The 14,760-nt window shown below is 30.8% G+C and carries 15 protein-coding genes; 9 read left to right on the top strand and 6 right to left on the bottom strand.

The genetic code is table 11. The annotated features are described in order from the left end of the window. The 4 genes from ACLII3_RS08855 to xrtF form a co-directional block, all read right to left on the bottom strand. A complete protein-coding gene (locus ACLII3_RS08855) occupies positions 1–2,214 on the bottom strand; it encodes a TonB-dependent receptor (RefSeq protein WP_412987909.1) in 2,214 nt (737 codons plus the stop codon). A gap of 129 nt (positions 2,215–2,343) precedes the next feature. Further along, the gene (locus tag ACLII3_RS08850) at positions 2,344–2,760 is read right to left on the bottom strand and encodes an HYC_CC_PP family protein (RefSeq protein ID WP_412983873.1); all 417 of its coding nucleotides are present in this window, start codon (positions 2,758–2,760) and stop codon (positions 2,344–2,346) included. A 59-nt stretch (positions 2,761–2,819) separates the two neighbouring features. After that, the gene (locus ACLII3_RS08845; RefSeq protein WP_412983872.1) at positions 2,820–3,248 is read right to left on the bottom strand and encodes an exosortase F system-associated membrane protein; all 429 of its coding nucleotides are present in this window, start codon (positions 3,246–3,248) and stop codon (positions 2,820–2,822) included. Further along, entirely contained in the window at positions 3,241–3,792 is a 552-nt protein-coding gene (gene xrtF, locus ACLII3_RS08840; protein WP_412983871.1) for an exosortase family protein XrtF, read from the bottom strand. Before xrtF ends, ACLII3_RS08845 begins: the two co-directional genes overlap by 8 nt. A gap of 92 nt (positions 3,793–3,884) precedes the next feature. Here xrtF and ACLII3_RS08835 point away from each other — a divergent pair, with 92 nt between their 5' ends. The 8 genes from ACLII3_RS08835 (at position 3,885) to ACLII3_RS08800 (ending at position 12,494) form a co-directional block, all read left to right on the top strand. Continuing rightward, positions 3,885–4,343, top strand: a complete 459-nt coding sequence (locus ACLII3_RS08835) for a GAF domain-containing protein (protein ID WP_412983870.1) — start codon at positions 3,885–3,887, stop codon at positions 4,341–4,343. Positions 4,344–4,489: 146 nt separating this feature from the next. Further along, positions 4,490–6,022 (top strand): bifunctional phosphoribosylaminoimidazolecarboxamide formyltransferase/IMP cyclohydrolase, encoded by a 1,533-nt coding sequence (gene purH, locus ACLII3_RS08830; protein WP_412983869.1) that lies wholly within the window; start codon positions 4,490–4,492, stop codon positions 6,020–6,022. 121 nt (positions 6,023–6,143) lie between these two features. Beyond that, positions 6,144–7,172: a rod shape-determining protein gene (locus ACLII3_RS08825; protein ID WP_412983868.1), complete on the top strand. Its 1,029-nt coding sequence runs from the start codon at positions 6,144–6,146 to the stop codon at positions 7,170–7,172. A 10-nt stretch (positions 7,173–7,182) separates the two neighbouring features. Continuing rightward, on the top strand, positions 7,183–7,989 hold the full coding sequence (gene mreC, locus ACLII3_RS08820; protein ID WP_412983867.1) for a rod shape-determining protein MreC: 807 nt from the start codon (positions 7,183–7,185) through the stop codon (positions 7,987–7,989). A gap of 157 nt (positions 7,990–8,146) precedes the next feature. Further along, on the top strand, positions 8,147–8,488 hold the full coding sequence (locus tag ACLII3_RS08815; RefSeq protein ID WP_412983866.1) for a hypothetical protein: 342 nt from the start codon (positions 8,147–8,149) through the stop codon (positions 8,486–8,488). Further along, positions 8,485–10,410, top strand: a complete 1,926-nt coding sequence (gene mrdA, locus ACLII3_RS08810; RefSeq protein WP_412983865.1) for a penicillin-binding protein 2 — start codon at positions 8,485–8,487, stop codon at positions 10,408–10,410. The genes ACLII3_RS08815 and mrdA overlap by 4 nt, the downstream gene beginning before the upstream one ends. Before the next feature lie 3 nt (positions 10,411–10,413). After that, positions 10,414–11,694, top strand: coding sequence for a rod shape-determining protein RodA (rodA, locus tag ACLII3_RS08805; RefSeq protein ID WP_412983864.1), 1,281 nt, complete (start codon positions 10,414–10,416; stop codon positions 11,692–11,694). Then, positions 11,688–12,494, top strand: a complete 807-nt coding sequence (locus tag ACLII3_RS08800; RefSeq protein ID WP_412983863.1) for a sulfotransferase family protein — start codon at positions 11,688–11,690, stop codon at positions 12,492–12,494. Before rodA ends, ACLII3_RS08800 begins: the two co-directional genes overlap by 7 nt. A 7-nt stretch (positions 12,495–12,501) precedes the next feature. Here ACLII3_RS08800 and gldC read toward each other — a convergent pair whose 3' ends face one another. Beyond that, positions 12,502–12,837, bottom strand: a complete 336-nt coding sequence (gene gldC, locus ACLII3_RS08795; RefSeq protein ID WP_412983862.1) for a gliding motility protein GldC — start codon at positions 12,835–12,837, stop codon at positions 12,502–12,504. Continuing rightward, the gene (gldB, locus tag ACLII3_RS08790) at positions 12,837–13,793 is read right to left on the bottom strand and encodes a gliding motility lipoprotein GldB (RefSeq protein ID WP_412983861.1); all 957 of its coding nucleotides are present in this window, start codon (positions 13,791–13,793) and stop codon (positions 12,837–12,839) included. Before gldB ends, gldC begins: the two co-directional genes overlap by 1 nt. 103 nt (positions 13,794–13,896) lie before the next feature. Between gldB and nadE the strand changes: the two genes are divergently transcribed. After that, positions 13,897–14,703, top strand: coding sequence for an NAD(+) synthase (nadE, locus tag ACLII3_RS08785; protein WP_412983860.1), 807 nt, complete (start codon positions 13,897–13,899; stop codon positions 14,701–14,703). The last annotated feature ends 57 nt before the right edge of the window (positions 14,704–14,760 follow it).

Here is a 14,760-nt window from a genome sequence, read left to right as displayed (position 1 = left end):
TTAATTTAATTTTAATCTTAATCCTGCGTAATACATACTTCCAAAAATTGGACCATAAACAAATGTAGTATCAAAGTTACCTCCAAAAGGATCATCTGCTCCTAAAATTGGATTGTCTTGTTTTACATTTGTTAAATTCTCGCCTCCTAAATATACTTCAAATTTTTTAGAAAACACTTTTGTGATTTGAGCATTTAATGTTGCCAATGTTGGTGAGTATTTATCTACTTGATATTCTAATGGGTAACTTTCTGTTGAAGGAAAACGTTGTTTACCCAACCAATTAAAGGTTGTATCAAACTTCCAACGTGATCCATTGGGTTTTAATTTAGTTTCATAGGATGCGTTTGCAAATACTCTATGCTTTGGTGTTAGAGGTCTTGTTAATTTATCTGATGTATATTGTGTTTGTACATCATAAAACTTATAAGCAAACCTTAAATCTAAACCTTCAGCAGCGTTATAGTTTAATTCTGTTTGAAAACTATTTGCATAACTGTCTCCTTGTAAGTTATAAAAACTAATTTCTTGAGGATTTTCGTAATCTACAACTACTTGATTTTTAAAATCTGTTCTATAAAAATCGACAGTCACATCAGCTTTTCTTCCAAATAAATTAAATCCTTGTAAATAAGACACACCATAATTCCATGCTATTTCTGGGTCTAATCCATATATTTCGCCACCACTTTCAACCACATTAATAGCTCTTGAAGTAGCAAATATGTTTTGGTTTTCAGCAAAAATATTAGCACTACGTTTTCCTCTACCAAAAGATGCTCTAAATGCCGATTTTTCCCAAGGCGTATAACGAAGATGCACTCTAGGTGTTACAAAAGTTCCTAATAAATTACTATGATCCACTCTAAAACCTGCTGTTAAGTTTATAGCATCTAAATTATCGAATGCATATTCAAAAAAAGCACCTACAGAGTTCTCAGTTCTCTTATAATTAGTTGCATTAACTTTTTCATCATAATCATCATTAGAAAAACTCAATCCTGTTTTTACTTTGTGTCGAGAGTCTCCAATAATAGTATTATACACAAGATTTGCGTAAAAACTACTATGATCAATATCATATTCATTTAACCCAAAATACGAGTCTTGATTATGATTACTATAAGCTAGCTGTAACCCTAGACTTTGATAAGGAATCTCTGGATTTACATATCCAAACTTACCAGAAACGTCAATTCGCTTTGTATCAATTTCACTTCCCCAAGCATTGGTAGTTAACTTATCTGTTTTAGGATTAAAATCTACTTGACCAGATTGCTTTTCATCATTTAATACTCTAAAATTAAAAAAGCTAACAAACCCTTTTTCGGTATCTGTATACTGCCAACGATTCATTACGTTTATTTGATTATATAATGGCATATCTAGGAATCCATCATCATTTACATCATGTTCTTCATTATGTGTATTACCATGAACATACAATCCTGTTGCCCATTTTTCACTAAGCTTAGTATTAAAGTGCGTATTTAATTCTAAACGTTCACTACTAGCACCATAAAGATTTAAAAAGAACTTATCGTCTGTAGTTGGTTTTCTAAGCTCAGTATTTATTTGTCCTGCAATACTCTCAAATCCATTAGTAACACTACCTGCTCCTTTTGTAATTTGTATACTTTCTACCCAAGTACCAGGAATAAAACTTAATCCGTAAGCTTGCGAAGCTCCTCTAATAGAAGGCACATTTTCAGTTGTAATTAAAATATAAGGGCTTTTTAAGCCTAACATTTTTATTTGTCGTGTTCCTGAAACTGCGTCAGCAAAATTCACATCAATAGATGGATTTGTTTCAAAACTCTCTGACAGATTACAACAAGCAGCTTTTAATAACTCATCACTACTTACATTAATAATATTTCGTGATTCTAAATAAGAAGTTGCAGATGCCTTTTTTCTAGAAGTAACTGTAATTTCGTTTAAATCACTAGTAGATGTAAGCGTATGTCTTATATACTTAGGCTGAGATATAGTAATAGTATCTGTTTTAAACCCAACATAACTTATTACTAATTTTTTATATTCATTTTGATATGGAATAGTAAACTTTCCATTAATATCTGTTACTACTCCAACAGTAGTATTTAACCAATACACATTAGCTCCTGGTAATGGTATTAATTTATCGTTTGAATCTGCTTCTAGAATTACACCATTAATCTCGTTTTGAGACAATGCGAAAAAAGGAAGCAACATCAATATATATATTAATTGTTTCAATATTCAATTTTTAAGTTACGATTAATTTGTACAAGCAATTTATTGATATACAACAAAGCGCGCCATATTCAAATGGATGCTTGCAAAACACATTTTACTTAAAAATCAAATTAAAAATACTTGGTCAACTACTTGAATATCCTTGACCAAATTGGGTGGAGAATAATCTTTATGAGGCACTACAAGCTGTGGTAACCCTTCAAAAAGATTAACATATGAGTACACATATGATGCTAAAAACAATTGTTGCTCAAATTGAATATCATCAAACGAACGAACCTTTAATTCATCCTGCCCCTCCATAACATTCACCTCATCTTTACAACAACTTTTCTTTTTCATAGTTGTTTTCTCAGTATCACTGCTAACATTTCCACTACAGTCTTTAGCTTCAGAAAAAACAGCTACATCAACCAACACATTACCACAAAAATGTTTTTCAACTGTAAAAGAAACTGTTGACAACATTACTAGCAATGCTAAACTAAAAGATGATATTTTAAAAACAAGTTGTTTTAACACAATGCAAAAATACTAAAATTTCAATTATCCTATAATCTTTTACAATAGATTAACAAAAACTACCTCTTGAGTTTATGGTAATAAAAAGCTGGCAGAAGCACTATTAATATTAATGGTTGAATAAAAAAGCGTCGTACATTAAAGAATAAATAATAATCTTCTTGTCTAGGATTAATTACGAAATATAAAAATGCAGCAAGTAAAAACACATAAGCTACTACATAAATGAGTAACGAGAGTTTCACCATAGCCTTCTCTTTAAAAAACAAGTAAATAATTCCGATGGAAATAATTGAATTCAAATCATATCTTAATGATGTGAATACAGTTAGCTTAAACACTTCTCTTCTTGGATTATCTATATATAAATAGTCATTTTCAAAAAACTGCAAATATGGATCGTAAAACAAGTAATCTTCGAAAAATCGAATTAGCACTAACAACGTAAATAGCACAAAAATTAATATGTATGTTACGCTTTTAGACATTTTGCTTTTGAAAACTTTTAAAACGATTTACCCAAAACATCCATAATAAAAACACCATCCCATAAATTATTAATGGAAAAATTACTGTGTGTAATATTTCTCTTCTCCAAGGATAATGATACAGCCCAATAGATAGAATTACAATACGAATAAGATTCACGGAATAAATTAACACACTTCCTGACAAAATATACATAGCTGTAGTTTTCCATTTGCCAGCAAAAGCTATAACAAAAGAAATGAAAAGAATAATTACACTTATTGAGTTACAGCCTTCGACTACTCTAGCCACAAATTTATCCTTAACAATTAGCATCATAGAAGCTTCATCTGGATGTGGAGTTATTTGTGTTTCATAACCAACTTCTTGTAACAACAATTTACTTTGCTTAGCTGTTAAATTAGTTAAATAATCAGGATAAAATTTAGAACCATCCGAATTATCTAAATACAATTTATAACCAATTGTTAATACTGCATATACTAATAAAAATGTAAGTATAAACTTTAAAACCGACTTATATTTCACTAAAAGTGCTTTCAAAAAAATAACTAGCGTAAATTCTTGTCGAAATTTACTTAAAAAGGGTGAGCCTTTTAGATGAATTTAAATATTTTTACCAAAAATTTTTATCCATGAATTTTGAGCAATTAAAACCTGAAGTAACTTCTATTATCACTAACTCAGATTTAACTATAGAAAAGCGTCTATATAATATCTGTTCTTTACTTGAAGCTCATATAGACTATTACAATTGGGTTGGTTTTTATTTTAAAAATGGCGATAAAAACGAACTAAAATTAGGTCCTTACGTTGGCGAACCAACAGATCATACTATTATTCCTTTTGGAAAAGGCATTTGTGGTCAAGTAGCTGTAAGCAACGAAAATTTTGTAGTACCAGATGTTGCTGCTCAAGACAATTATATTGCTTGCAGTATAACTGTAAAAGCAGAAATTGTTATTCCTATTTTTGTTAATGGTGAAAATATTGGTCAAATAGACATAGACTCTAACACTCCAGATCCATTCACCAAAGATGACGAGCATTTTTTAGAGTTTGTTTGTAGCCAAGTAGCTACTATTTTAGTCTAATCGACTTATAAAAAATATAATTCAAAAAATAGCTTTGTTGATAAGTAAACGTTTTCGTTAAAAAAACTTATACTTTATACAATTACTCTACTGTTTTTTCTTCTTTTAATTGCTACTTTTGCAACTTTAAAACACAACACAACAAAATGAGTAACAGCAAGACAATTAAATCGGCATTAATTTCGGTTTTTAGTAAAGATGGTTTAGAGCCAATTGTAAAAAAATTAGACGCACAAGGAGTAACTATTTATTCTACAGGTGGAACACAAAAATTCATTAATGACTTAGGCATAGACGTTGTACCTGCCGAAGACATTACATCATATCCATCAATTCTTGGAGGTCGAGTTAAAACCTTACATCCAAAAATATTTGGTGGTATTTTAAATCGTCAAGACAACGCTCAAGATGTTGCTGAATTAGCTGAATTTGACATTCCTCAAATTGACGCTGTTATCGTTGACTTATATCCTTTTGAAAAAACAGTTGCTTCTGGAGCAAGCACTCAAGATATTATCGAAAAAATTGACATTGGAGGCATTTCTTTAATTCGTGCTGCTGCAAAAAATTACAAAGATGTAATTTGTGTATCTTCAGTTGATGACTATGCTGAATTTTTAGAGTTAATTTCTGCTGATAATGGAAGTGTTTCTGAAGCAGACAGAAAACGTTTTGCAGCTAAATCATTTAATGTATCTTCTCATTACGACAGTGCTATTTTCAATTATTTTAATGCTGAAAAAGAAGAAACTGTTTTAAAAATAAGCGAAACTAAAGGTAAAACACTACGTTATGGTGAAAACCCACATCAAAAAGGTTTTTTCTTTGGTGATTTTGAAGCTATGTTTAACAAACTTCACGGTAAAGAACTAAGCTACAACAACTTATTAGATGTTGATGCTGCTGTTAATTTAATGAACGAATTTAAAGGCGAAGCACCAACATTTGCTATTTTAAAACACAATAACGCTTGTGGATTAGCACAACGCGATACTTTACACCAAGCTTACACTGATGCCTTAGCTGGAGATCCTGTTTCTGCTTTTGGTGGTATTTTAATTAGTAATACTGAAATTGACCTTGCAACTGCTGAAGAAATTCACAAATTATTCTGCGAGGTTGTAATTGCTCCTTCTTACTCTAATGAAGCCTTAGACGTTTTAAAAGGTAAAAAGAATAGAATCATCCTTATTCAAAACAATATTGAGTTACCACAAACTAATGTACGAACTTGTTTAAATGGTATTCTTGTTCAAGATAAAGATGGTATTACAGATTCAAAAGACATGCTAAGCAATGCTACAAACACAAATCCTACAGAGCAAGAGCTAAGTGATTTATTATTTGCTTCAAAAATATGCAAACACACAAAGTCTAACACAATTGTATTAGCTAAAAACAAGCAACTTTGTGCGAGTGGAACAGGACAAACAAGTCGTGTAGATGCATTAAACCAAGCTATCCATAAAGCTAATTCATTTGATTTTGATTTAAATGGTGCAGTTATGGCTAGTGATGCATTTTTCCCATTTCCTGATTGTGTGGAAATTGCTAAAAACGCAGGAATAACTTCTGTGATTCAACCTGGAGGCTCAATTAAAGACCAATTAAGCATTGATTATTGCAACGAAAACAACGTCTCTATGGTATTTACAGGAACACGTCATTTTAAGCATTAATTATTTAACAAAATTTACTGTTTTTTAAAAGTCCATTTTCAAAATTGTAACGTATATTTTAGTACATTTACAATGACTCGATAAAACAAGTATTAACAACCCTCATAATTTACAGTAACACATGGGATTTTTTGATTTCTTAACTGAAGAAATTGCAATAGATTTAGGTACAGCGAACACACTTATTATTCATAACGACAAGGTTGTCGTTGACAGTCCTTCGATTGTCGCCAGAGATAGAATTTCTGGAAAAATAATTGCTGTTGGTAAAGAAGCCAGTTTAATGCAAGGGAAAACCCATGAAAACATTAAGACCATTAGACCATTAAAAGATGGTGTAATTGCCGATTTTGATGCTAGTGAGCAAATGATAAGTATGTTTATTAAAAACATACCTGCACTTAAAAAGAAATTATTTGCGCCTGCTTTACGAATGGTTGTTTGTATTCCTTCTGGAATAACAGAAGTAGAAATGAGAGCTGTTAAAGAATCTTGTGAGCGTGTAAACGGGAAAGAAGTGTACTTAGTACACGAACCAATGGCAGCTGCTATTGGTATAGGTGTGGATATCATGCAGCCAAAAGGGAACATGATTGTTGATATAGGTGGAGGAACAACTGAAATAGCTGTTATTGCATTAGGAGGAATTGTTTGTGACAAATCTGTAAAAGTTGCAGGTGATGTCTTTACAAATGATATTATTTACTACATGCGTACGCAACATAACCTTTATGTTGGAGATCGTACTGCTGAAAAAATAAAAATTCAAATTGGTGCTGCTACAGAAGATTTAGAATTACCTCCTGAAGAAATGAGTGTTCAAGGACGTGACTTACTTACAGGTAAGCCTAAACAAGTACAAATATCTTATAGAGAAATTGCTAAAGCTTTAGACAAGTCTATTTTAAGAATCGAGGATTCTGTAATGGAAACCTTATCGCAAACACCTCCAGAATTAGCTGCAGATATTTATAATACTGGAATTTATTTAGCTGGTGGTGGATCTATGTTAAGAGGTTTAGACAAACGTTTATCTCAAAAAACTGATTTACCTGTTTATATTGCTGAAGACCCATTAAGAGCAGTTGTTAGAGGTACAGGAATTGTGCTTAAAAACCTTCCTAAATACAAAAGTGTATTGATAAAATAGAGTATAAATAATGCAGCAACTTATTAATTTCTTTATAAGAAACAAAAACTTTTTGTTCTTCTTGCTGTTGTTTACTATATCGCTGTTTTTAACCATACAATCACACTCTTATCATAAAAGCAAGTTTATTAATTCAGCTAACTTTTTAACTGGAGGTGTATATGAGTCTGTTAATAACATCAATCAATATTTTAATTTAAAAGAAGAAAATCTTAAGCTTCAAGAAGAAAACAATAACTTAAAAAGCTTATTATTTAATTCTGAAAATAAAATAGCTATAGATACTACATTGGCAAAAAACTACCGCTTAACACCTGCGCAAGTTTACAAAAACAGCTATTCTCAAACCAACAACTATTTAACCATAAACAAGGGAACTAATGATAGTGTTAAACAGGATTTTGGAGTTATTTCATCAAAAGGTATAGTTGGAATAATTGACAACACATCTAACAAATATGCTAGAGTAATGTCAATTCTAAATTCAAATAGTCGTATCAATGCCAAAATTAAAAAGACCAATCATTTTGGAACCTTAAAATGGAATGGTAAATCACCTAACATTACTCAATTAACTGACATACAAGGCTTAGTTCCTATTGCTGTTGGAGATACTATAACCACTAGTGGGAATTCATCAATTTTCCCTAAAGATATTTTAATAGGAAAGGTTATTTCTTTTACACTTGATGAAACTGAAGATGTATACACTATAGATGTAGAGCTGTTTAATGACATGACTAACATAGCATATGTTTACATTATTGAAAATAAAGATGCTCAAGAAATAGAATTATTAAATCAAATTGATGAATAGTATTGTTTTCACAAATATTGTACGATTTATTGTTCTTTTGCTTGTTCAAGCATTAGTGCTTAACAATATAAATTTTCTAGGTTATATAAACCCTTATATATACATTTTATTCATCTTACTTTTTCCTATAAAAAACAACCGCATATTATTCATTTTTTTGAGCTTTCTACTTGGTTTATCGGTAGATTTATTTTTAGACTCTGGAGGTGTTAATGCGGCTGCTTCAGTTACTATAGCATATATAAGACCTCAGTTTTTAAAACTTGTATTTGGTGCAGCTTATGAACATCAAACAGTTAAACTAAGCCAAACTGAGTTTAGTCAACGACTAACTTACTTTGTGTTTCTTACTCTTATTCATCATCTAATATTATTTAGCTTAGAAGTTTTTAACGTATCCTACACACTATTAATTCTTAAAAAAACGTTATTCTCAAGTATATTTACTATAATACTTTGTCTTTTACTAACCCTATTATTCAGTAAAAAAAATAAATGAGAAAACTTTTACTCTTTAGTGTTGTAATATTAGTAGGCATAACTTTTATTGCTAGGTTATTTTATTTACAAATATATTCGGGTAAAACGTATAACATCTATGAAGATAATGCCATCAAAAAAGTATTTCATTATCCAAAAAGAGGTTATGTTTATGATAGAAATGGAGTACTTTTAGTAGCTAATCAACCGTCTTACGATGTCATGGTAATACCTAGACAAGTAGAAAACATAGATATTAAAGAGTTTTGTTCTTTACTTAAAATTACTGAAGAAGATTATCATAAAAAATTAAAAAGAGCCACTACATATTCCCCTTGGTTACCTTCTCCCTTTTTATCGCATTTATCAAAAGAAGACTACGGATTTTTATCTGAAAAGATGCGCAAGTTTACAGGTTATTATATTCAAAAACGCTCTTTAAGAGATTACCAAACTACTATAGGCGCAAATGTATTAGGATACATTGCTGAAGCTAACCAGCGTGAAATAAATAAAGATCCTTACTACAAAATGGGAGACCTTATTGGTAAACAAGGTATCGAGATCTCATATGAAAAAGAGTTACGTGGAGTAAAAGGCGTTAAATTTATTCAAAAAGACAGACTAAACAGAGATATTGGTCCTTATAAAAATGGAGAAAAAGACACAATTCCTATTGCTGGAAAAAATATAACCATTACCATTGATTCAAAACTACAAGCCTATGGCGAATACCTTATGCAAAATAAAGTAGGTGGTATTGTAGCCATAGAACCTAGTACAGGTGAAATTTTAAGTTTAGTGTCTGCACCTACGTATAACCCAAATCTGTTAGTAGGAAGAGAGCGTTCAAAAAATTATAACAAGCTAAATAACGACTCTATTCACCTACCACTTATAGATAAAGGGTTGTTAAGAATGCATGAACCTGGTTCGCCTTTTAAATCACTTATTGCACTAACTGCTTTACAAGAAGGAGTTATTAATGAAAATACTTCTGTTACCTGTAACCATGGTTATGTTTATGGTAGAAACAACCGTAAAATGGGTTGTCACTGTGGTGGAGGTAAACGTAATTTAAATAGTGGTATTGCACAATCTTGTAATGCATACTTTGCGAATGCTTTTAAAAAAACAATAGATAAATTTGATAATGCTGATGAAGGTGTTAACACCTGGAGTAATCATATCAAAAGTTTTGGCCTAGGTAATTATCTTGGTTACGATTTAACTATTGGGAAAAAAGGTAATATTCCTGATGGAGCCTATTACGACAAGTGGTACCCAGATTTTCGTTGGGGAGCAACTACAATTATATCAAATTCAATAGGTCAAGGAGAAGTATTAGTAACACCTATCCAACTTGCCAATATGACTGCAGCTATTGCTAACAGAGGTTACTATTTTACTCCTCATATTATTAAAGAGATTGAAGGAGATACGATACCTTCAAAATACACTACAAAGCATGAAACCACAATAGATAAAAAACACTTTAATCCTGTTATCGAAGGCTTGTTTGATGTTTATAACAAAGGAACTGCTGAATTTTTACAGGTACCTGGAATTGAAATTTGTGGAAAAACTGGAACTGCAGAAAATTTCACTAAAATTGATGGTGAACGCAAACAACTTACAGACCACTCCATATTTATAGCTTTTGCTCCAAAAGACAACCCAAAAATAGCTATTGCTGTATTAGTAGAAAATGGTTATTATGGAGCTAGATTTGCAGGGAGAATTGCTAGTTTAATGATTGAGCAACATATTAAGGGAAACATTTCTAGAACAGATCTAGAAAATTGGGTTCTAAACCATACACTTGAGCATGAATATGACAAACCCTTTTCTAGAAAACCATTTAACATAAATGCTGATTCAAAGATTATGACAGTTGAAGAGTATAACCTACTAAACCAAAAGGCATCGCCATCTAATTAATCAATGTATAGAGAAAATACAAGACGTTTTAAATTGGACTGGATTACAATTATCCTTTTCTTACTATTAGTGTGTTTTGGCTGGTTAAACATTTTATCTGCCTCTTCTTCTGGAGAAATAGTTAGTTATTTTGACATGGGAGAACGCTATGGAAAACAACTTGTCTTTATGCTTTTTACTTTGGTACTAATCATTTTAGTGCTATCTATAGAAGCTAAATTCTACGAACGGTTTGCAAGTATTATATATCTAGCCTCTATGTTATCCCTTTTAGGTTTATTTGTTTTTGGTAAACACGTAAATGGTGCTACTTCATGGTATGCAATTGGAGGTATGACAATTCAACCTAGTGAGTTTGCAAAATTTGCAACTGCTTTAGCTGTAGCAAAATACATTAGTGATTTACAAACTAACATTAAAGACCTTAAAGATCAAATTAAAACATCTTTAATAGTACTTGTTCCTGCAATCCTAATTTTATTGCAAAATGACGCAGGAAGTACTCTTGTATATGCTTCTTTCTTTTTTGTTTTTTACAGAGAAGGTATTCCTCAAATTTATTTAATAATTGGACTTATTTTATTAGTGCTAGCTGTTTCTTCTTTGAAGTTTTTGGCATTACCAACTGCTATAGGAGCAACTACCATTATTTTTTTACATTACTTTTTTATTCGTAAAAGGAAAAAGCAAATCTTCCAACCAATACTTATATCTGTAATGTCAATTGGACTTGTTTTTGGCGTTCAGTTTTTTTACAAAAACATACTACAAAAACATCAACAAGATAGAATAACACTTTGGTTAAGACTAGAAAAAGATCCAGTTAAACTAGAACAAATGAAGAAAAGCATTTCATACAACTTAAATGAGTCTGAAAAAGCTATTGGTTCTGGAGAGTTTTGGGGAAAAGGCTTTATGGAAGGTACACGTACAACAGGTAAATTTGTACCAGAACAGGATACCGATTATATTTTTAGTACTGTTGGTGAAGAATGGGGATTTTTAGGAAGTAGTCTTGTTGTAATACTATTTGTTTTACTTATCCTTAGAATCTTATTTTTAGCTGAGCAACAAAAATCACAATTTAGTCGTGTATATGGTTACAGTGTCGCCTCAATACTGTTCTTTCACTTTTTTATTAATATAGGAATGGTGATGGGGTTAATTCCAACAATTGGTATCCCACTTCCATTTTTTAGTTATGGAGGTTCAAGTCTTTGGGGATTTACTTTACTATTATTTATTTTTATTAAACTAGATTCTAACAGAATTAACGAATGGTAAGTAAAGTAAATTTTATTGTAATAGGAGCTGCAAGAAGTGCTACAACCAGTATTTGCAATATAATTGCTGATCACCCAGAAGTATGTTTTAGCGAACCTAAGGAACCACAATTCTTTTCTGATAAAGATTGGAGGCATAAGTTAAATACTTACCATAAACTATATAAAACTAACAAAGCTAAGCTATATGGCGAAGGCTCCACAAATTATAGTAAGTACCCATCATATAACAAAAATATTCATTCAGACATTTATGAGTATAACTCAAACATGAAAATAATTTATATTATGAGAAATCCTATAGATAGAATTATTTCTCATTATCAATTTGCTCTTGAACGTGGTTATACTTCAGATAAAATTGACAAAGAGGTTTTAAGCAAAGAAATTTATATAAATACTAGTAGTTATTACGGCCAAATTAAACCATATATTGACACTTTTGGCTTTAAAAATGTCCATTTAATATTTTTTAATGACTATAAAACAAATCCTAAATCAACACTTGACGCATTATTTAATTTTTTAGAAATCGATGTCTTAAATCCAAATAAAAAATCATTACACACTAACAAAAGTGGAAAAGGTTCTATTAATCATAAAAAGTTTGACAATCCTAATTCTATTTCAGATTATATAAAAAAAATTCTCCATTCTTTAGTGCGTAAATTGCGCCTTAAAAAAACACCTAAACCTTCAATAAATAAAGCTACTAGATTAAAAATTTTAAATCTATTAGAAAATGATATTTCTAAGCTTGAAGATTTAACACAAAGAGATTTATCTGCTTGGAGAAAATAAAACTACTCTACTTCTTTAACTCTAGTTTTTCAGCAAAATAATCACAAAAGTCTTTCATTGTAGCAGTCATCTTCTCATCCTGTGTAGCACGATGAAATGTATTACTCATTGCTACTAATGTTTGATGAAAGAAAACCTTCATTTCATCAACTGGCATATCTTTAGTCCATAAATCAATTCTCAATGACTCTTGAGCTTTACTATCCCAAACTGAAAGTAGCATTGCCTTTGCCTCTGCATTTTCAACACCTCCATCTTGTGCTGTCCAAGACAGTTTTTCAGGTATTCTATTTTCATCTAGCTCTACTTGTAATTCTATTTTTGATGTATGTGTATTTGCCATTATTTTCTTGGTTTAAACTTTGCCTTGTTAAAAATTTCTTCTGCTTCAGTTGTTAACATATCGTTTAAAGTTACATCGTTATTTTCCATATACGATCTTACAATTTGCCAACCTAAATATTGTCCTAAACGCCCAGGTGATTCACTATCTAACTCTAAGTTAAACTTAGAAAAAGGTGCTGGGTTAATAAAACGTGCCACTAACTTTGGGTTTGTACTATATAACATTTCATTTTCCACAAAATGCCTCCAAATGTAAAATTCATTTTCCTTTGCCCAAAATAACTGTTCCTCTAAATATCCAATTTTTTCAGCATCTGATTTAAACGGAATGATTGCATCTTTATAATACAACTTCTTGCCCGAGTAAATCATTTCATCTAATAACGTTTTTCGTTTTGATTGATAAACTCTTTTATTAGCATAATTATCTGCTAAATCAGGAATTATTTGACTCGCATTTAAATTTTGTTTGATATAAGCATAAATATTTTCATAAAAAAAATGCTCACTCCCTAAGTAATTATCTAAAGCTATTAAAGCAATAGAATCAGTTACTATTACTTTATTTCTATAATCAACATCCGAAGTAACTGTTATTATCCTAGGTTCTTTAAATGTTTTATCATAATATTTTATGTGCTGAAACAATGCATATAACTCATCATCAATTACTGAAAAATCATTAAAGGCTTTATCAACCTCTTTATTTATTGTTTGCTGAAGTGTGTCATTGATTCTATTTATCCAAACTGAATCATTATAACGCTTAGAAAACATAAAAGGGTAAGCAATCTTTAATTCCTGTAATCGTTCTACATCAGCATTAGCAAATAATTGATCAAATCGCTCAACCTCAACATCTACAATAACATTTTTAATGTCTTGTTCTAGCTTATTTTCATTTTGACAAGAAAATGTCAACAGTAAAATAAAAATGTATAAAAACTTGTTCATTTTTTTGATTTGAAACTAAAACGTTATTAATTTTTATTAATTATTCTATTGGTTTATTTTTGTTAGGCAAATGTACTATTCTTTATAATAAAAAGCACTACTCATGGATACAGAAAAAGTTGTAACACACATTGTTAATTGGTTGAAAGAATATGCCACTAATGCTAGAGTTAATGGTTTTGTAATTGGTATCTCTGGCGGTATTGATTCGGCAGTAACCTCAACACTTTGTGCTAAAACTGGGTTAGATGTATTATGTATTGAAATGCCTATTCATCAAGCTGAAAGTCATGTAACTAGAGCTCAAGAACATATTGCCTTACTAAAAGAGCATTTTGATAATGTAAAAGACATTCGAGTGGATTTAACACCAGTTTTTGAAGAATTTAAAACAGAAGTGTCTTTAGAAGGAAAACAAGCCACTGTTGATATGGCTTTAGCAAACACTAGAGCTAGACTACGAATGACGACTTTATATTATCATGCTGGCTTGTTAGGATTACTTGTTGCTGGTACAGGAAATAAGGTTGAAGATTTTGGTGTTGGCTTTTACACCAAATATGGGGATGGAGGTGTAGACTTGAGTCCAATTGCAGATTTGGTGAAATCTGAAGTATATGAGCTTGGTGAGTACCTACAAGTTCCAGAAAGTATTATGAAGGCAGCTCCAAGTGATGGCTTATTTGGAGATGCAAGAAGTGATGAAGATCAAATTGGAGCATCTTATCCAGAATTAGAATGGGCTATGCATATGAACGATATTGGAAAAAATGAAGAAGATTTTGATGGTCGTGCAAAAGAGGTTTTTAGAATCTTTAAACGCTATAACTCAGCGAATAAGCATAAAATGATACCGATTCCAATTTGCGAAATTCCCAACAACTTAAAGCAATCTTTGAATATTTCATAAGAAAAATCTCGCTTTGCATCATTTTTTTTATTAATTTTGGAAATATCTCCGCAACAA

Source organism: Pontimicrobium sp. IMCC45349, from assembly GCF_047219225.1.
In the GTDB taxonomy this organism is placed as follows: Bacteria; Bacteroidota; Bacteroidia; order Flavobacteriales; family Flavobacteriaceae; genus IMCC45349.
The sequence above is the reverse complement of the archived record's forward strand: the minus strand, read 5'-3'. Positions and strand labels throughout refer to the sequence as shown.

Coding starts and splice junctions, on each gene's coding strand:
- ACLII3_RS08855 (WP_412987909.1), bottom strand. CDS start 2,214: ATGTTGCTTCCTTTTTTCGCATTGTCTCAAAACGAGATTAATGGTGTA.
- ACLII3_RS08845 (WP_412983872.1), bottom strand. CDS start 3,248: ATGTCTAAAAGCGTAACATACATATTAATTTTTGTGCTATTTACGTTG.
- ACLII3_RS08835 (WP_412983870.1), top strand. CDS start 3,885: ATGAATTTTGAGCAATTAAAACCTGAAGTAACTTCTATTATCACTAAC.
- purH (WP_412983869.1), top strand. CDS start 4,490: ATGAGTAACAGCAAGACAATTAAATCGGCATTAATTTCGGTTTTTAGT.
- ACLII3_RS08825 (WP_412983868.1), top strand. CDS start 6,144: ATGGGATTTTTTGATTTCTTAACTGAAGAAATTGCAATAGATTTAGGT.
- mreC (WP_412983867.1), top strand. CDS start 7,183: ATGCAGCAACTTATTAATTTCTTTATAAGAAACAAAAACTTTTTGTTC.
- mrdA (WP_412983865.1), top strand. CDS start 8,485: ATGAGAAAACTTTTACTCTTTAGTGTTGTAATATTAGTAGGCATAACT.
- rodA (WP_412983864.1), top strand. CDS start 10,414: ATGTATAGAGAAAATACAAGACGTTTTAAATTGGACTGGATTACAATT.
- ACLII3_RS08800 (WP_412983863.1), top strand. CDS start 11,688: ATGGTAAGTAAAGTAAATTTTATTGTAATAGGAGCTGCAAGAAGTGCT.
- gldC (WP_412983862.1), bottom strand. CDS start 12,837: ATGGCAAATACACATACATCAAAAATAGAATTACAAGTAGAGCTAGAT.
- gldB (WP_412983861.1), bottom strand. CDS start 13,793: ATGAACAAGTTTTTATACATTTTTATTTTACTGTTGACATTTTCTTGT.
- nadE (WP_412983860.1), top strand. CDS start 13,897: ATGGATACAGAAAAAGTTGTAACACACATTGTTAATTGGTTGAAAGAA.